Source organism: Pseudomonas sp. KH_027 (assembly GCF_057838565.1).
In genome coordinates this window covers 88,985-106,808 of record NZ_CM174470.1, presented here as the reverse complement: position 1 = coordinate 106,808, position 17,824 = coordinate 88,985, and the positions used below count along the sequence as shown (strand labels likewise).

The 17,824-nt window shown below is 59.5% G+C and carries 18 protein-coding genes and 1 pseudogene; 3 read left to right on the top strand and 16 right to left on the bottom strand.

Translation table 11 applies throughout. From position 1 onward, the window contains the following. Positions 1 to 3 precede the first annotated feature (3 nt). The 4 genes from cyoE to AC3IYG_RS00505 all read right to left on the bottom strand — a co-directional run bounded on the left by cyoE (position 4) and on the right by AC3IYG_RS00505 (position 3,332). Positions 4 to 903, bottom strand: a complete 900-nt coding sequence (gene cyoE, locus AC3IYG_RS00520; protein ID WP_489311778.1) for a heme o synthase — start codon at positions 901 to 903, stop codon at positions 4 to 6. Positions 904 to 984: 81 nt separating this feature from the next. Continuing rightward, the gene (locus AC3IYG_RS00515; protein WP_489311777.1) at positions 985 to 2,016 is read right to left on the bottom strand and encodes a COX15/CtaA family protein; all 1,032 of its coding nucleotides are present in this window, start codon (positions 2,014 to 2,016) and stop codon (positions 985 to 987) included. A gap of 9 nt (positions 2,017 to 2,025) precedes the next feature. Beyond that, positions 2,026 to 2,607 (bottom strand): hypothetical protein, encoded by a 582-nt coding sequence (locus AC3IYG_RS00510; RefSeq protein WP_489311776.1) that lies wholly within the window; start codon positions 2,605 to 2,607, stop codon positions 2,026 to 2,028. Beyond that, positions 2,604 to 3,332: an SURF1 family protein gene (locus tag AC3IYG_RS00505; protein WP_489311775.1), complete on the bottom strand. Its 729-nt coding sequence runs from the start codon at positions 3,330 to 3,332 to the stop codon at positions 2,604 to 2,606. Before AC3IYG_RS00505 ends, AC3IYG_RS00510 begins: the two co-directional genes overlap by 4 nt. A 75-nt stretch (positions 3,333 to 3,407) precedes the next feature. On the opposite strand from AC3IYG_RS00505, the gene AC3IYG_RS00500 reads away from it, so the two are divergent. Continuing rightward, complete coding sequence (locus tag AC3IYG_RS00500; protein ID WP_489311774.1) at positions 3,408 to 3,611, top strand: twin transmembrane helix small protein; 204 nt, start codon at positions 3,408 to 3,410, stop codon at positions 3,609 to 3,611. Positions 3,612 to 3,643: 32 nt separating this feature from the next. Here the strand turns inward: AC3IYG_RS00500 and AC3IYG_RS00495 are convergent, their stop codons facing one another. The 4 genes from AC3IYG_RS00495 to coxB are packed head-to-tail and all read right to left on the bottom strand — an operon-like array spanning position 3,644 to position 7,847. Continuing rightward, positions 3,644 to 4,531 carry a cytochrome c oxidase subunit 3 gene (locus AC3IYG_RS00495; RefSeq protein ID WP_489311773.1) on the bottom strand — a complete coding sequence of 296 codons (888 nt, stop codon included), beginning with the start codon at positions 4,529 to 4,531 and terminating at the stop codon, positions 3,644 to 3,646. Positions 4,532 to 4,546: 15 nt separating this feature from the next. Then, on the bottom strand, positions 4,547 to 5,095 hold the full coding sequence (locus tag AC3IYG_RS00490; protein ID WP_489311772.1) for a cytochrome c oxidase assembly protein: 549 nt from the start codon (positions 5,093 to 5,095) through the stop codon (positions 4,547 to 4,549). Further along, positions 5,095 to 6,711, bottom strand: coding sequence for a cytochrome c oxidase subunit I (gene ctaD / locus AC3IYG_RS00485; protein ID WP_489313990.1), 1,617 nt, complete (start codon positions 6,709 to 6,711; stop codon positions 5,095 to 5,097). The genes AC3IYG_RS00490 and ctaD (AC3IYG_RS00485) overlap by 1 nt, the downstream gene beginning before the upstream one ends. An 11-nt stretch (positions 6,712 to 6,722) precedes the next feature. Then, a complete protein-coding gene (gene coxB / locus AC3IYG_RS00480; RefSeq protein ID WP_489311771.1) occupies positions 6,723 to 7,847 on the bottom strand; it encodes a cytochrome c oxidase subunit II in 1,125 nt (374 codons plus the stop codon). Positions 7,848 to 8,220: 373 nt separating this feature from the next. On the opposite strand from coxB, the gene AC3IYG_RS00475 reads away from it, so the two are divergent. Further along, positions 8,221 to 8,880, top strand: coding sequence for a hypothetical protein (locus tag AC3IYG_RS00475; RefSeq protein WP_489311770.1), 660 nt, complete (start codon positions 8,221 to 8,223; stop codon positions 8,878 to 8,880). Positions 8,881 to 8,889: 9 nt separating this feature from the next. Here AC3IYG_RS00475 and AC3IYG_RS00470 read toward each other — a convergent pair. Next, positions 8,890 to 9,091 (bottom strand): annotated as a pseudogene (locus AC3IYG_RS00470) (hypothetical protein); the annotation flags it as partial. Between the two features lie 316 nt (positions 9,092 to 9,407). Between AC3IYG_RS00470 and AC3IYG_RS00465 the strand changes: the two are divergent. Further along, the gene (locus AC3IYG_RS00465; RefSeq protein ID WP_489311769.1) at positions 9,408 to 9,962 is read left to right on the top strand and encodes a magnesium transporter; all 555 of its coding nucleotides are present in this window, start codon (positions 9,408 to 9,410) and stop codon (positions 9,960 to 9,962) included. A 30-nt stretch (positions 9,963 to 9,992) separates the two neighbouring features. Here the strand turns inward: AC3IYG_RS00465 and AC3IYG_RS00460 are convergent, their stop codons facing one another. From AC3IYG_RS00460 to AC3IYG_RS00430, 7 genes are all read right to left on the bottom strand, one after another. Further along, on the bottom strand, positions 9,993 to 10,331 hold the full coding sequence (locus tag AC3IYG_RS00460) for a cytochrome C oxidase subunit IV family protein (RefSeq protein ID WP_489311768.1): 339 nt from the start codon (positions 10,329 to 10,331) through the stop codon (positions 9,993 to 9,995). Between the two features lie 163 nt (positions 10,332 to 10,494). Further along, a complete protein-coding gene (locus AC3IYG_RS00455; protein WP_489311767.1) occupies positions 10,495 to 11,214 on the bottom strand; it encodes a heme-copper oxidase subunit III family protein in 720 nt (239 codons plus the stop codon). Between the two features lie 4 nt (positions 11,215 to 11,218). Further along, positions 11,219 to 11,911, bottom strand: coding sequence for a cytochrome c oxidase subunit 3 (locus tag AC3IYG_RS00450; protein WP_489311766.1), 693 nt, complete (start codon positions 11,909 to 11,911; stop codon positions 11,219 to 11,221). Next, positions 11,908 to 13,683, bottom strand: a complete 1,776-nt coding sequence (gene ctaD / locus AC3IYG_RS00445) for a cytochrome c oxidase subunit I (RefSeq protein WP_489311765.1) — start codon at positions 13,681 to 13,683, stop codon at positions 11,908 to 11,910. The genes AC3IYG_RS00450 and ctaD (AC3IYG_RS00445) overlap by 4 nt, the downstream gene beginning before the upstream one ends. 47 nt (positions 13,684 to 13,730) lie before the next feature. Next, entirely contained in the window at positions 13,731 to 15,203 is a 1,473-nt protein-coding gene (locus tag AC3IYG_RS00440; protein WP_489311764.1) for a c-type cytochrome, read from the bottom strand. Positions 15,204 to 15,651: 448 nt separating this feature from the next. Then, positions 15,652 to 16,710: a PA0069 family radical SAM protein gene (locus tag AC3IYG_RS00435; protein WP_489311763.1), complete on the bottom strand. Its 1,059-nt coding sequence runs from the start codon at positions 16,708 to 16,710 to the stop codon at positions 15,652 to 15,654. Between the two features lie 202 nt (positions 16,711 to 16,912). Further along, the gene (locus AC3IYG_RS00430; RefSeq protein WP_489311762.1) at positions 16,913 to 17,704 is read right to left on the bottom strand and encodes a DUF3658 domain-containing protein; all 792 of its coding nucleotides are present in this window, start codon (positions 17,702 to 17,704) and stop codon (positions 16,913 to 16,915) included. Positions 17,705 to 17,824: the final 120 nt, after the last annotated feature.

The window sequence follows — 17,824 nt, the reverse complement described above, 5'->3', positions numbered from 1 at the left end:
AATTCAGAGGTTCAGAAGTAGATAGTGGTCGAGCAGCAGGGCGATAAACAACAGGAACAGGTAGTAAATACTGTACTTGAAGGTGTTGATCGCTGCGTGCGGCTTGCTGTCACGGTACAGCACCCAGGCCCAGTACAGGAAGCGGGCGCCCAGGCCGAGGGCGCAAACCAGGTAGAGCATCCCGCTCATGTGGATGACATAGGGCAGCAGGCTGACCGCCAGCAACACCAGGGTGTAAAGGATGATATGCACCTTGGTGTAATGCTCGCCGTGGGTCACCGGCAACATCGGGATGTCGGCCTTGGCGTATTCCGCTTTGCGGTGGATGGCCAGGGCCCAGAAGTGCGGTGGCGTCCAGGCGAAGATGATCAGCACCAGCAGCAACGGCTCGGCACTCAGATGCCCGGTCACGGCCACCCAGCCGAGCAGCGGCGGCGCAGCGCCAGCCAAGCCACCGATGACGATGTTCTGCGGCGTGGCGCGCTTGAGGAAGCCGGTGTAGAGCACCGCGTACCCCAGCAGCGAAGCCAGGGTCAGCCAGGCCGTCAGTTCGTTGGTGAAGGCCAGCAGGATCGCCAGCCCGGCGACCGAGAGGAACAGCGCGAACCCCAATGCCGCGGCGGGCGAGACCCGGCCTTCGGCGAGCGGGCGCTTGTGGGTGCGCGCCATCAGCGCGTCGATGCGCCGATCCAGCACATGGTTGACCGCCGCGGCGCCGCCCGCACACAGGGCGATGCCGAGGTTGCCGAACAGCAGCACGGTCCAGGGCACACCGGCACGGGTGGCGAGGAACATGCCGACCAGGGAGGTGATCAGCATCAGCACCACGACCTTGGGCTTGGTCAGCTCCAGGTAGTCGCGCCAGAGTGCTTGGCTGTGCTGTTCGCTGAGTAGAGTGGCCATGGCGTCTCTCCTTCTTGTTATTTGTAGAGTGGGTTAGGCCGAAGGACGTAACCCACCGTTTTAATTTGACCCACTGGTGGCTTACACCGCTTCGCGGCTGACCCACCCGACGGAACTTCGCTGCCGCTTGAGCCGGTTGCTGCGCAAACGGTAATTGACCAGCACCAGCACCAGCAGCAAAGCCGCACCGCCGCCGTTATGGGCGACGGCGACGGCCAGCGGCAGGTGCAGCAATACATTGCTCACGCCCAGGCTGACCTGCACGGCCAGGGCCAGTACGAGCAACCCGGCCAGTCGTGAGAACCCCGCACCGCGCAGCTGCCAGGCCAGTACCAGCAGCACCAGCGTCACTGCCACGGCACCCAGGCGATGAGTCAGGTGAATCGCCGTGCGCGCATCGCTGTCGAGCTGGCCACCGAGGTAATTGGGGCCGATATGCTGGGTCAGGTGGAAACCGTTGGCGAAGTCCGCCGCCGGCCACCACTGGCCATGGCAGGTGGGCAGATCGACGCAGGCCACTGCCGCGTAGTTGGAGCTGACCCAGCCACCCAGAGCGACCTGGCCGATCACCAGCAGCAGCCCCAGGGCCGCCAGACCACGCAGACGCGGCGGCACCGAGGGCTGCGCAGGCAAACCGCCGGAGAGGCGCAGGGTCAGGAGAAACAGCAAGGCCAGGGTGGTGAAGCCGCCGAGCAGGTGGGCGGTGACCACCTGTGGCCAGAGCTTCAAGGTCACCGTCCACATGCCGAAGGCGGCCTGGGCGATCACCACGCCGAGCAGTAGCAGCGGCAGTTTCAACGGTTGCTCCGGCTGAGCGCGACGCCGCAGCGCGAGGATGGCCAGGCCAAGAATCAGCAAGCCCAGGCTGCCGGCGAAGTAGCGGTGCACCATCTCGTTCCAGCCCTTCTGCACCTCCACTGGCGCCTGCGGGTAATGCTGCTCGGCGTGGGCCAGCTGCACCTCGGTCTGCGGCACACCGATAAAGCCGTAGCAGCCTGGCCAGTCCGGACAACCGAGGCCGGCATGGGTCAGCCGGGTGTAGGCGCCGAGCAGCACCACGACCACCGCCAGCACAGTGGCCAGCAAGGCGAGGCGGAATCCGGGTTTGGCCATGATGTGTCCTTAGCCGATATTCGACAATTTCAGCAGATGACGAAGGTCATTCAGCACCGCTTTGCCCTTGACTCTGGCGTCGTAACGCAGCACCAGGTTGCCGTGCGGGTCGACGATCCAGAGCTGCGCCGCGCTGCCGCCTTCGGTGGCTTTGTCGTAGGCCTGTGCATCCAGGGAGAGGCGTTCGAGCCTGGGGTATTCGCGTGCCAATTCGGCGCTGTAGTCCTCCGCCAGTGGCTGGGCATTGGCCAGCGCATGGGTGGCGCGCCCGGCTTCGCGGCCAAGGCCGATTTGCAGTTGCCGCGCCAGGTAGACGAGCTGGCGGCAATCTTCAGCGCAGTCTTGCGGGGCGGTCACCAGGATCTGCCAACGGCTGTCCGCACTGGCCTGCACCCCCAGGTCCGCGCGGCTTTGACCGTTGCCGATCAACTCACCGTGAAAATTGCGCCCATCCGGCACCCAGAAGCGCCATTGGTACATGGCGGTCGCCAGAACCATCGGCCCGATGGTCAATCCGAGCAGCAGCAGTAACTGCCAGCGCCCGCGACGACGGCTGGGGGAAGGGTCGGACAGGGTTGTAGCTGAATTCATGAAGGTTCTCCTGCGCGTTGTGCACCCACAGATGCAGTGTGCAATCCGAGATAAATAAACAAGACGAACAGCGCCGCCGCGAGGGCGAACCACTGCACGGCGTAAGCCAGGTGTTTTTCCGGGCCCATGGCAACGATGGCCCAGTCCGCCTGGTAGGCCGCGGGGCCGGGTTCCAGGCGCAACTCGTAGGGCAGCCCGGCACGCCCCAATTGTTCCCAGACGCGACGCGGCTCGACTGCGGTGATCAACCGTGGCCACTCGCCGCTGATGGGGTCGGCCTGCAACTGGAAGGCCGCCCCCGGCGGTACATAAACCCAGGCAGTCAGGCTCTGCGCTGCCTCCGAGCTGTCGAATAGCGGCGCAATGCGCCGATCCGGCCAGCGCAGCCAGCCACGGTTGAGCAGTACCCAGAGACCGCTGGCCTGGTCGTAGAAGGGTTGCAGCAATTCGATGCCGACCTGCCCGTCACGGGTGCGGTTGTCCAGCATCAGGCTGTGCTGCGGGTCGAACTGGCCATACAGACGCACGCGTCGGTACGCTGGATCGGCATTGCGCTCCAACGCGACGATATCGATCGGTTCGGCCGTGCGCCGCGCTTCATAACTGGCCAGCAGGGTGCGCTTTTCCGCCGCGCGGGAGAGTTGCCAGAACCCCAGGGCGATCAACAGCGGCAGCAGCGCCAGGACCACCAGGGTTGGCGCCAGACCGGGTCGGAAGCGGCTCATGCAGCCCTCCCGAATCCACCCGTGCGACTGGCTATACTGAACTGCATTCCCCACCCCACATCCAGGAGTCACGCCATGCTCAAAGCGGCGATCGTCTTCATGCTATTGGCAACCGTAGTCAGTCTGTTCAGCGGTCTGTTCTTTCTGGTCAAGGACCAAGGCCACACCTCCCGCGTGGTCAACGCCCTCACCGTACGCGTCACCCTTGCAGCCCTCACGTTGGCTCTGGTGGCCTGGGGCTTCTACAGCGGGCAACTGGTCTCGCATGTCACCTGGTAGCCCGAGCTCGCACCCGGGCCGACAAACCTGCGTCAAAGCACATAAACGAATGTGAACAACCCGACCCAAACCACATCGACGAAGTGCCAGTACCAACTGGCGGCCTCGAAACCGAAGTGCTCGTCGGCATTGAAGTGCCCGCGCATGATGCGGATCAGCATGATGAACAGGATCAACGCGCCAATGGTCACGTGCGCACCGTGGAAACCGGTGAGCATGAAGAAGGTCGCACCGTAGACCCCCGAACCGAGGGTCAGCCCCAGCTCTTCATAGGCCTCGACATATTCCGTGGCCTGCAGCGCCAGAAAGATCACGCCGAGCAACACCGTCAGCGCCAGCCAGGCCTTCAGCGGGCCGCGCTTGTTCTTCTTCAACGCATGGTGGGCGAAGGTCACGGTCACGCTGGAGCTCACCAGCAGGATGGTGTTGATCAGCGGCAGGTGCCACGGGTCGATCACCGCGCTCGGTGCGGGGAACAGCTTGGGGTCAGGGGTATTCAGCAACGGCCAGGCGAACTGGAAGTTCGGCCAGAGCATGTGCGCCACACCTTTCGCCCCTTCGCCGCCCAGCCAAGGCCCGGAGAGGGTGCGCACGTAGAACAGCGCGCCAAAAAAGGCGATGAAGAACATCACCTCGGAAAAGATGAACCAGCTCATGCCCCAGCGGAATGAGCGATCCATTTGCGCGCTGTAGAGACCGGAGCGGCTCTCCTTGATCACGGTGCCGAACCAGCCGAACAGCATGTAGGCCAGCAGCAGCCCGCCGACGAAGAAAATCAGTGGGCCGTGGGAGTCCGGCCGCGCGGCTTTGAGGTCGTTGAACCAGGTGCCTAGGCCGTACACCGTGATCAACATGCCAAAGGTGGCGATGATCGGCCACTTGCTCTGGCTCGGGACGTAATACTGCTCGTGGGTTGTCATTATTATTCTCCTTCGTTATCCGCCGTTGCTGGCAACGGGTGGATGACGTGCAGTGATATCGAACAGCGTGTAACTGAGGGTCAGGTGGTACACATCCTTGGGCAGGTCACGGTCGACGATGAAACGCACCACCATCTCGACGCGCTCACCGGGTTGCAGCACCTGCTGGGTGAAACAGAAGCATGCGGTCTTGTGGAAGTACGCCGCCGCCTCGGACGGCACCACGCTGGGAATGGCCTGGGCCGTCATCGGCTTATCGGTCGGGTTGTGGGCGATGAACGTCATCTCGTTGACCGCCCCCGGGTACACGACCAGGTCGTCCGCCTCGGGATGGAACCCCCAGACCATGTCGGCCGCGTTGGTGGCGAGGAACTGCACCCGCACCTGACGCTGCTCGTCCACGATCTGCGTGCCCGCATAGACCCCGGAGGTTTTGCCATTGATGCCGAACGCCTTGCACATCACGTCGTAAATCGGCACCAGGGCGAAACCGAAAGCGAACATCACCACCACCAGCATGAGCAGACGGGTAACCAGGCGACCTGTACTCAGGGCTTCGCTCATCAGCGACTCACTTCGACTTCCGGCGGCGTCGTGAAGGTGTGGTAAGGCGCCGGCGAGGGCACTGTCCACTCCAGGCCTTCCGCCCCATCCCAGGGCTTGGCCGGGGCGGGTTTACCGCCACGGATGCACTTGATGACGATGAACAGGAACAGGAACTGCGTGGCGCCGAAGCTGAAGGCACCGATCGAGGAGATCATGTTGAAGTCAGCGAACTGCAAGCTGTAGTCCGGAATCCGCCGCGGCATGCCCGCCAACCCAACGAAGTGCATGGGGAAGAAGGCCATGTTCATGCCGACGAACGACAGCCAGAAGTGCAACTTGCCGAGGGTCTCGTCGTACATGTGGCCGGTCCACTTCGGCAGCCAGTAATAGGCCGAAGCGAAGATGCCGAAGATCGCCCCCGGCACCAATACATAGTGGAAATGCGCCACCACGAAGTAGGTGTCATGGTACTGGAAGTCCGCCGGAGCGATGGCCAGCATCAGCCCGGAAAAGCCGCCGATGGTGAACAGGATGACGAAAGCCACGGCGAACAGCATCGGCGTCTCGAAGGTCAGCGACCCCTGCCACATGGTGCTCACCCAGTTGAACACCTTGACCCCGGTGGGCACGGCGATCAGCAGGGTCGCATACATGAAGAACAGCTCGCCCACCAGCGGAATGCCGACCACGAACATGTGGTGCGCCCAGACGATGAACGAGAGAAAAGCGATACTCGCCGTGGCGTAGACCATCGAGGTGTAGCCGAACAGCGGCTTGCGGGAAAACGCCGGAATGATCGCGCTGACCGCACCGAAGGCCGGCAGGATCATGATGTACACCTCGGGGTGGCCGAAGAACCAGAACACATGCTGGAACAACACCGGGTCGCCGCCGCCGGCGGCACTGAAGAAACTGGTGCCGAAGTGGATGTCCATCAGCATCATGGTCACGCAACCGGCCAGCACCGGCATCACCGCGATCAGCAGGAACGCGGTGATCAGCCATGTCCAGACGAACAGCGGCATCTTCATCAGGGTCATGCCCGGAGCACGCAGGTTGAGGATGGTGGCGATCACGTTGATCGCGCCCATGATCGAGCTGATACCCATCAGGTGGATGGCGAAGATAAAGAAGGTCACGCTTTCCGGCGCGTAGGTGGTAGACAGCGGCGCGTAGAAGGTCCAGCCGAAGTTCGGCCCGCCACCGGCACTGAACAGGGTGCTGACCAACAGCGTGAACGCCGCCGGCAGCAGCCAGAAGCTGAAGTTGTTCATCCGCGGCAGGGCCATGTCCGGCGCGCCGACCATCAGCGGAATCATCCAGTTGGCCAGACCGACGAAGGCCGGCATCACCGCGCCGAAGACCATGATCAGGCCGTGCATGGTGGTCATCTGGTTGAAGAATTCCGGCTCGACGATCTGCAAGCCGGGCTGGAACAACTCGGCGCGAATGATCATGGCCATCGAACCGCCGAGCAGGAACATCGCAAAACTGAACCACAGGTACATCGTACCGATGTCCTTGTGGTTGGTGGTCAATACCCAGCGCATCAGCCCCTTGGCCGGCCCGTGGTGATGGTGGTCCTGCTCGCTGCCCAGGTGAATATGCTCGGGATGCTCGTTCACGGCATTCATAGTCATTATTCCTATTCCTCAGCCTGTTTGAGGGCCAACACATCTTTCGGGGTGACCATGTCACCGACGTTGTTACCCCAGGCGTTGCGCTCGTAGGTGATCACCGCGGCGATATCGACTTCCGACAGTTGCTTGCCGAATGCAGCCATAGAGGTTCCGGGCTTGCCGTTGAAGACGATCTTCAGATGGTCTTCCTTCGGTCCAGTGGCGATCTTCGAGCCCTTGAGCGCCGGGAACATCGGCGGCAGGCCCTGACCTTCAGACTGGTGACAGGCCACGCAGGTGGTGTGATAGACCTTGTCACCCCGCGCAACCAGCTCCTCGCGAGTCCACTCCTTGCTGGTCAGCTCCTTGAGCTTGAGCGTTTCTTCTTTGCGCGCGGCCAACCAGGTGGCGAAATCTTCTTTCGACTTTGCTTCAACCACGATCGGCATGAAGCCGTGGTCCTTGCCGCACAACTCGGTGCACTGCCCACGGTAGAGACCGGGTTGCTCGATCCGCGTCCAGGCTTCGTTGACGAAGCCTGGGATCGCATCGCGCTTCACCGCCAGCGCCGGCACCCACCAGGAATGGATCACATCCGCGGCAGTAATCAGAAAGCGCACTTTGGTACCCACCGGCACGACCAGGGGTTGGTCGACTTCCAGCAGATAATGCTCGTCTTTGGGGGCCTGGTTGTGGATCTGCTCGGAAGGTGTGGTCAGGTTGCTGAAGAACTCAACGTCCTGGCCTAGGTACTTGTAGTGCCACTTCCATTGATAGCCGGTGACCTGGACATCCAGCTCCGACTCACTGCTGTCGTAGATGTCGATCAGCGTTTTGGTCGCCGGAATCGCCATGGCCACCAAAATCACGAAGGGCACCACGGTCCAGAGAATCTCTACCGTCGTACTTTCGTGGAAGTGCGCCGCCACCTGACCGGTGGAGCGGCGATGGACGATCATCGACCAGAACATCGCGCCGAACACCACTACACCAATGACGGCGCAGATCCAGAAGATCGTCATGTGCAAATCAAAAACTGCGTGGCTGACCTCTGTGGCGCCAGGCGCCATATTCACTGTCCAGGCGGCGTGCGCCTGGCTGAATACCGACCACAGCAGGAGTCCCACCCAGACTCGTGGATGTCGCATCATTGCGGGTTCCCCTTATCGTTCTTGTTATCCCGCCGGCTGTGCCTGCGGCCAAGGGAGCAGCTGCTAAAAACCGACTTTAACTGCCGCAACCTCGCCTTGCCGTAGCCCAGTCCGGTTCCATCAGGTCATGTCTTTCGAATCTGAGTATAGACAGCGACTTCGACCTGGCAACGTCGAAACGCAAATGACTGATGCCTGCCAAGGCCTGTGCTAAACACCGCGGCGGCTGCGGGCTGGAGAAAAGTCGCTAAGGCACGATATAACGCGCTCGCATAACCATTAAATAATTATGACAATCGCGTCTTAGCCCAACCCTCTGGCGAGCTATGGTCTTTGTTCGTTTCTCATCCATGTCCTTATCCAAGGAGCTGTCATGAACACCGCCGCCCTGCGCGAGTTGATTCAACGCGCGCACCAGCTCGAAGCCACCAGCGGTCACCTCGCGCACCAACTCGAGGGAAAACTGGTGCGCCTACACCCCTCCATCCGTCTGCCGGCCAGCGATGCCCAAGGTGTCTTGGCGCGCTTCGTCGCCGCCTATGTGGAGCAAGTGCCGGATGTCTTGGATGCCGCCAATCAAGTGGCGCGCGAAGCCGGAATCGAGGCCCACATCAAACCGGTACTGAAGGTGGCAGAACAGTTTTTCCTCCAGCCGCCGGCGCTGATGGCCGGCCATGACGGTCTCGACGGCCTGCTCGATGAGGCGTATTTGGCTCATCGCTTGGTCGAGGAAGTGAATGACCGCTACATCACCCACCTCGGCCAGCCGTTAATCCCGCTGGACACCACGGTGGCCAACCTGATCGCCCATCAGTTGATCGGCGAACCTTTCGCCAACCAACTGGATGAAGCGGTACATCATGCGGTCGACGGCATGCTGGACGCTGCGATGTTCGCCCAGGACTCGGTGCTGGCTTACCGCGAACGCCTGGCCAACCCGGCAACGGATGCCGCCTGGAAGCGCTGGCCGTGCCTGTCGCGCCAGCTCGGTGTCGAACTGGTCCTCGATCAGGCGCAGCGCGTGGCGAGCTGATTCTGGCCGTTAGCAATAACGCGTCGACAACAAGGCTCTACAACCGCGCTTTTGCCCGCCCGGCGGGTAAAAGCGCGGGCAGTCGAGATTAAAACTCTCACGCCGGTCCGGGCCCGAGTACGTGAGCGCCAACTGGAAGCGCTGCGCCAGCATTCAGCAAACAGCCCTTCGCCGCGTATCCGCGCGCCGAAGGGCTGTCATACAGCTCACCGAAGTCGTCCCGCTTTTACAACCGCTCAAAACCAGAGCGTGGCCGCTCCAATGGCCTGTTTCCAATCTCGTTGGGCGACCTTGCTGGTGGCGCTGCGATGCAGAGTTCGTCGGGACGCATCAGCGTTCTGATGCAGATCCACAGGTTTTGGCGCTGCCGGCCTTGCAGCCTAGGCATTTCGGTGTGGGTGCTATACTGATTTCGGATCGCAAGTAGTGTGCAAGGTTCTCCACGGATACAGATACCGACTGCAAACTCCAGTCAACGGCTGCAGGACAGAGGAGGTCTACAGCAAACACGAGGTGGGAGGTGTGTCATGAATCGACACTATTACATCAGTGACAATCTAGACGATCTTGAAACCGTTGAAAATGAATTGGAAGCCAGCGGTATCAGTACCGAGCAAATCCATGTGCTCAGTGAAAAAGTTGCTGATGTAGAACAACATCACCTCCACGAGGTTAACTCGTTAATGAAACAAGATGTTGTCCACTCTGGCGAGATTGGTGCAGTGGTCGGCGTGCCACTCGCGGCGCTAGTCCTCGGCGGTGCCTATTGGCTGGGTTGGACCGAATCCGCCGCAGGCTGGGTACCGTTTATCTTCCTTGCCGTGGTGGTGCTGGGCTTTTGCATCTGGGAAGGCGGTTTTTTTGGTATCCAAGTGCCGAACACTCACTTCCGCAGTTTCAAACAGACCGTAGAAGAAGGTAAACATATCTTCTTCGTGGATGTTGAACCTAGTCAGGAAGCAGTATTGGACCGGGTAATCGAACATCATCCACGACTGAAAGTCGCCGGTACGGGAACGGCAGCCCCGCACTGGACGGTAGCCTGGCTGCACAGATGGCATCAGTTCAAGCGAACGATATAGCGCGTTTCTCGGCAGTTAACCGGTGCATGCCTAAGGTTGTCCGGGAGCGGCAGACTGCCCGAAGAAAACTTCCCGGCTCAGGTAAACATAATCCGCCTCGGCGGCCATAAGTCCGACGAGCACCAGTAAACACAAGGGTGGCACCAGTATCGCGTAGATCATGGCTAACCGCTCCCAGGCCATGTGCATGAAGATGGAGACAATCAGACCTGCCTTCAACAACATGAAAGTGATGATCAGTGACCACCGCAAGTAGCTTTGGAAGTGAAAATAGTCGACAAGATACGACAGGGTGCTGAGGACGAATAACAGCCCCCAAATCTTGAGATACAAGCTGATTGGATGTTGCTGGCCCTGTGCATGTGCCATCGTCAGCGCTCCTCTTCAGAACCTGCCACGATCTACTGCTCTCGGCCATGCGGCGTTAAAAATGGCTTCGGAATGCTCATTTACAACTTGTAGACTCCGCTTCCTCAGCCATTTTTTCCTTGCCTGACCTTCGCTCGCGACGATCGTGAGCAGGCTCTTAGACCTACCATAAATAGAAGAAAGCAAAAATAAACACCCACACCAAATCCACGAAGTGCCAGTAAAGCCCAGCGATCTCGACGATCTGATAGTTTCCGGAGCGCTCATAATCCCCTCGCATTACTTTCAGCGCCACAATGCTGAGGTAGATGACGCCGATTGACACGTGCAGTCCGTGGAAACCGGTAATCATGAAAAAACTGGCGCCAAATTGCGCCGCCCCCATGGGATTCCCCCAGGGACGCACGCCTTCTGCGATGAGCTTGCTCCATTCAAATGCCTGCATACCGACGAAGGCCGCACCGAAGGCTGCGGTCGCCAGCATCAGGGCGGTGGTTTTGACGCGATCACGGCGGTAGGCGAAGTTGACTGCCATGGCCATGGTGCCGCTGCTGCTGATCAGCACAAAGGTCATGATGGCGATCAGGATAAGTGGGATTTCGCTACCGCCAATCGTCAAGGCGAACACTTCACTGGGGTTCGGCCAAGGGGCGGTGGTGGTCATGCGCACCGACATGTAGCCGGTTAAAAAACAGGTGAATATAAAAGTATCGCTGAGCAGGAATATCCACATCATCGCCTTGCCCCAGGAGACCTGCTTAAAAGCGTCTCTATCCGAAGACCAGTCGCGGGCGATGCCACCCCAGCCCGGTGCAGGCGTTTCGGCCGAGCTTGGGCTGTAGGATGAACTGGGTTCGCCAGGGGCTTCTGGGTGCGATGCCATGGCTTCACCTCAAGCCGCAGAATGCAGCGATGGCTTGATAGGTTTCCGGTGTGCTGGTCAGCAAGGCGAACAGCACGAACCAAAGACCCAGCAGGTAATGCCAATAGATGGCACAGAGTTCTACACTGGCGCTGAGTTGCGGCAACGGCACCTGGTGCAGGAATTTGGTGACGGTTCTGCTCCAGGCCACCAGACCGCCCAGCAGGTGCAGCCCATGCAGGCCGGTCAACAGGTAGAAGAAACTGTTGGCCGGATTGCTGGAGACAAAATAGCCCCAGGTGACGAACTGCTGCCAGACCCAGAGTTGTCCCGCCAGAAAGGCGATCGCAAATACGCCCCCCAGTGCAAAGCCAAGTACGGTTCCGCTCAGCTTGCCCCCTCGGGCGGCCACTCGTGCCCACTGCAGGGCGATACTGCCGAGTGCCAGCAAGACCGTATTCAGCCAGAGTTGCCATGGATTGGCCAACGGCGCCAGAGGCTCTGTCAGGGGCTGCCAGTCTGACACTTGTGAGCGTGCGATAAAGGCAAGCAGGAAGAGAAGGAATAATGAGGTCACCACGGCCAGAAACAGGCGCAGGCCTACTTTTGCGGTTTGCGCCCTATCGACACCCTCAGGCGCCTGGATGCCTTCAGGGTCGTGACTCCAGCTGCCGCCGGGGTCAGTGCTGTCGGTGTTTCTCAATAGTTGCCTGTTCATGTTCTGTCGTCCGCTTTCCTGGCTGCGGCACAGCCTTGTCGTAGCTGCTCAAGCTCTTCGGCGGAGACCGTTTGCGGAACGAAATCCTGTTCTATCCCCGGCACGCTGTAGTCATAGGCCCAACGATGCACGACCGGCAACTTCGCTCCCCAGTTGCCGTGTATCGGCGGGGTATTCGGCGTTTGCCACTCCAGGCTGGCCGCGCCCCAGGGATTGCCGCCTGAGGGCTTGCCTTTAAATGCACTCCAGAACAAGTTGACCAGGAATAGCAGCTGGGAAACACCGACGGCCAATGCGACCACCGATATGAAGGCATTCAAGTCTTGCGCCGACTGCGGGATGAACTCGTAGCCTTGATAAGCGTAGTAGCGACGAGGCATACCCAGGAAACCCAGGTAGTGCATCGGGAAGTAGATGAGGTAAGTGCCCAGGAACGTAATCCAGAAATGCAGCTTGCCCAGGGTGTCGTTCAGCATGCGCCCGGTTATTTTCGGGAACCAATGATAAATGGCGCCAAACACCACCAGTATCGGCGCAACACCCATGACCATATGAAAGTGGGCGACGACGAAATAGGTGTCCGATAGCGGGATATCCACGATCACATTGCCGAGAAACAACCCGGTCAGGCCGCCGACCAAGAAGGTGACGATAAAGGCCAGCGCAAACAGCATCGGGACGGTCAGGTGGATGTCGCCGCGCCACAAGGTCAGCACCCAGTTATAGACTTTCAGCGCGGTCGGCACCGCGATGATCAACGTGGTGGTGGCGAAGAAAAAACCAAAGTATGGGTTCATGCCACTGACATACATATGGTGCGCCCAGACCACAAAGCTCAGCACGCCGATCGCGATAATGGCCCACACCATCATGCGGTAGCCGAAGATATTTTTCCGGGCATGGGTGCTGATCAGGTCGGAGACCAGGCCAAACGCCGGGAGGGCGACGATGTAGACTTCCGGATGGCCAAAAAACCAGAACAGATGCTGGAACAAAATCGGGCTGCCACCCTGGTGATCGAGCTGCTGCCCCATTGAGATCATCGCCGGCATGAAGAAGCTGGTGCCCAGCAGTTTGTCGAGCAGCATCATGACCGCGCTGACAAACAAGGCGGGGAAGGCCAGCAGGGCCAGAATCGAGGCCATGAAGATTCCCCATACGGAGAGCGGCATGCGAAACAGCGTCATGCCGTGGGTACGCGCCTGCAACACCGTGGTCACGTAGTTCAACCCGCCCATGGTGGCTGCGACGATAAAGATCGCCAGCGAAACCAGCATCAACACGATGCCCCACTCGGTACCCGGTGTGCCCTGGGTAATGGCCTGTGGCGGATAAAGCGTCCAGCCCGCACCGCTGGGGCCGCCAGGAACAAAAAAACTGGCGAGCAGCACCAATACCGATAACAAATAGAACCAGTAACTCAGCATGTTGACGTAAGGGAAGACCATGTCCCGGGAGCCAACCATCAGCGGGATCAGATAGTTGCCGAATCCGCCCAGAAACAGGGCCGTCAGTAAATAGATGACCATGATCATGCCGTGCATGGTCATCGCCTGATAATAGGTGCTGGCATCCATGAACTCGAGACTGCCGGGGAAACCTATCTGCATGCGCATCAGGCCGGACAACACCAGGGCGATAAGACCCACGAATATAGCCGTCAATGAGTATTGAATGGCTATGACCTTGTGGTCCTGACTCCAGATGTATTTGGTCAGGAAACTTTTCGGTTCGTGCAGTACTTCTGTTTCCGCTTGCTCCGCATAAGCCATCACGTCATCCTCCAAGTGAGTTTCGGTGTGTATCTGGCTACTTACGGCTACTTTCCTGGCTCCACCTTACTCGCATCAACATCGGCATTCGCTTTGGACTTGATAAACGCGATCAGTGCGTTCAACTCCTCATCGCTCGGAGCAAAGGCCGGCATGATGGCAGCATAACCCTTGACGATTACGGCACTGGGGTTAAGAACCGAATCTTTTATATAGCCCTCATCAACCTTTATCCTCGCCCCATCGGCAAGGGTTTCTGACTTGCCAAACAGCCCCTGAAAACTGGGACCGACTCCCTGACTGCCATCGACACTGTGACAGGTCAGACAGCCGAGCGACTCGGCCACTTGCAGCCCCTGTGCCGCCAGATCAGCGCCGCTATCCGGTGCCTCACCAGCAGAAGGGTCATCGCCTTGCTGCACAGCACCCAGTGATATAATCAGGGCGACGAGGGCGCCCAGTTCATCTTCTTTGAGAGTATAGGGCACCATGACCGGCGGGTAGCCCTGGACCAGTTGGGCCTTCGGATCGAGGATCGACGCCTTCAGGTATGCCTCATCGACCTGCACACTGGTGCCATCGGCAAGCTGTTCCGTGCGGCCGTACAGTCCCTTCCATCCGGGGCCGAGGCTGGCGCTACCATCCTGGCTATGGCAGGCCCGACAGCCATAGTTTTCGGCCAGCAAGCGACCTTTTTCCAGCACGCTGCCTCGGCTGGGCTTGGCAGCGGTCGTTAGCGTCTGCGCAAAAGTCGGTTGGCCGCTTAACCATTGATCAAAGGCTGCTTGTTCTTCCACGATCATATGGCCGCGCATGTTGTAATGGCCGACGCCACAATATTCAGCGCAAAGTATTTCAAACTTACCGGTTCTAGTTGGCGTAAACCAGAAGTGTGACACCATGCCTGGCACCATATCCATCTTGCTGCGGATTTGCGGTATATAGAAATTGTGCAGCACATCTTTAGAGCGCAGTAGAACTTTCACCGGCTTATCGAGTGGAAGACGAACTTCATTGTTTCTTATAAGCACATCGTCCTGCCCAGCGGGGTCGTTGGGATCAATGCCGAAGGCGTTGCTGGAGTCGACCAATTTAACATCCGACCTGCCCAGTTTCCCGTCCTGGCCAGGAAAGCGAAAAGCCCACTGCCACTGCTGGGCAATCACTTCGAGCTCATAAGCCTCTTTCGGCACCTGAACAAAATCATTATAAACAACCAGGCCTGGCGCCAACATGCCGGCAATACCCACCGAGGTTATGCCAATTAACCACCATTCCAACTTTTTATTTTCCGGTTGGTAGGCCGCTCTGACACCCTCCTTGTGACGATAACGGAACACAGCAACCGCCATGAATAGCGTGATGGCGATAAAAAATATTCCGGTGATGATCAAGGTGATGAACAGAGTGGTGTCTATTGACCCCCAGTTGGAAGCTGCTGGCGTCGCTTGCCAAGGTGCTAATATTTGGAACAGCACTGATGCAACAACGATAAGAATCAAGATAATTGCTATTGCCATTTTCTCTTCATCCTATTCCTGTTGCTCATTGGCTATGCAAAAGCATCGCCACTAAACAGCGGCGTCGAATCAATATCAATCCGACGCCCAAGCAGGGTAGACAAGTACCACCAATCCCAGCGATAAAATCAGAATGAAGTATAGTACACAGCAGAAATGAGCGCTTTTTCTGAAAATCAGATAACTCTAGATTCCAACTTCAACAGTCAGTTAATCGTTTAAAGCCTATTTTCTATAGATCGCGGTAAATACTCGCCATCTCTTCTTTCGCGGCTAAAAAGTTCGTAGCGATTTGCTACTGGCCTGATTGACGAGCGTTGTTGATTGCTCTGGCGTTTGCGCTATTTATGGGCAGCTTGCGACGCCCGGTCCGCCAGTTCGATACCGCGCTGAAACTCGATCAAGTGCAGAACGCGGCGAGCTGCTGGCGCCGCTCAAACCAAACTTTCTACAACAACGCCATCTGCCCGCCGGGCGGGCAAAAGCGCGAACAGTCGAGATTGAAACCCTCACGGTTGTTGAGCCCGACCCGCTTGAGCGCCAGCTTGAAGCGTTGCGCCAGCAGGTCGGCAAACAGCCCTTCACCGCGCATCCGCGAGCCGAAGCGGCTGTCATACAACTCGCCGCCGCGGCTCTGGCGCACCAGGCTCAGAACATGCTCGGCGCGCTCTGGAAAGTGCGCCGCCAGCCACTCCTCGAACAGCGGCGCCACCTCGCGCGGCAGACGCAGGAACATATAGGCCGCGCTCTGCGCGCCGGCACCCTTGGCCGCCGTCAACAGTTGCTCCAGTTCGCTGTCGTTGATCAGCGGAATCATTGGCGAGCAGAGCACGCCAACCGGCACGCCCGCCTCGCGCAGCACCCGAATGGCGCGCAAACGGGCCGCCGGTGCCGCCGCGCGCGGCTCCATGATGCGTTTGAGTTCGTCATCGAGGGTGGTCAGGCTGATCATCACCGCCACCAGCCGCTGCTGGGCCAGTTCGCTGAGCAGATCGAGGTCGCGCAGCACCAGCGAACCCTTGGTCACGATCGTCACCGGATGGCGATAGCGCAGCAGCACTTCCAGCGTGCGCCGGGTCAACTGGTGCTCGCGCTCGATCGGCTGATAGGGGTCGGTGTTGGAACCCAGGTTGATCGGCGCACACACATAACCGGGCTTGGACAGCTGTTGTTCGAGCAGGGCCGGGGCGTTGGTCTTGGCGATCAGTTTGGTCTCGAAATCCAGCCCCGGCGACAGATCCCAATAGGCATGGCTGGGCCTCGCATAGCAATAGATGCAACCATGTTCACAACCACGATAAGGGTTGATCGAGCGGTCGAAGGGCAGGTCCGGCGACTGGTTGCGGGTGATGATGGTCTTCGCGGTTTCGATTCGCACTTCGGTGGCACGCGACAGCGGCACCTCCTGAAACCAACCATCGTCCTCGGCCACCGAGCGGGTCGGAGCGAAGCGGTTGTGGGGGTTGCTGGCCGTACCGCGGCCGCGCGGGGGCAGGGTGCTGGTCATGGGCATGATCCGAATAAAATGCTGTTTAAATATACAGTATTTTATTCATGATACGAGCACCGTAAGTCTGCTGTAACACCCGCTCTCAACTTCCAAGCCAGCGTCTCGGCGACCCTCGTAGAAGCGGCCCATGGCCGCGCAGTGCGCTGGGCGGCCATGGGCGTTTGCCGGCCGTCGCCCCCGTCGCGGCCGTGGCCCGTTCCTACACGGATGGGTGATCGGACAGGCGCACCTTCAGCCCACCGTAGCCGCTGGCATCCGCATCGCCGGCCAGCTCGATGTGGCCTGTGCCGGCTAACTCGCGAGCCCGCCAGTAGACGAAGAAATCGCTGGCGAAGAAGCCATCGCAGCGAAACATGGCATCCGCCATTACCCGCGCCAGTGGCTTCCACTCAGGCGTGCAGTGGCCCAGCAGAATGGCGTCGATCGGCGCGTGGTCTTCACCATGGAAAGCACCGTCGCGCCAACGGCGGATCGCCGCATTTCCCTCCAGCGCCGCATGCCATTGTGCTGCCAGCCGCTGACGCCGGGCGGGCTCGACCCGTAGCGGTTGGTACAACTCGCGCAGGGCCGTCGGCTTATGCATGGAAACTGCAAGACGGGTCTCGTAGCGGCTGTCACCGCTGCCGCAAGGCACTTCCCAGAGCGGTAAATCGCTGTGTTCCAGCGCTGCAGCGACACGAGCCAAAAGCAACTGCTCGGAAGCGCTGTCGCCATGCCAGACAGTGACTGCTCGCGTTTGCCGAGCCAAACCGGCGAGCCAGCAGGCGTCCTCGCTCAGCGTACCGGTGAAGTCCGGCATCGGGCATACCGTCTGCGGCCACAGCGCCTGCCAGAAGGCTGCGCGCTTGGCACATGGAGGCAGCTCGATATCATTGAGCGGGCCAACGGCCAGATCATCCTTGAGCACGCGCAAGGAGTCATTGGCGACGGCCTGCCCGAGCACGAAGGTCACACCCTCTACCGCCGCATCGCCACACACCAAATGCCACATATACCTTCCTTGTAGGTTGGCGCTGAACCGAAGTTGATGCGCTCGTTCACTGGACCCCGCCTGCGCGGGAATCCAGTCATGTTCGAGACCGTGAGGAGGGAGCCGCGGGGCGACTCCTTG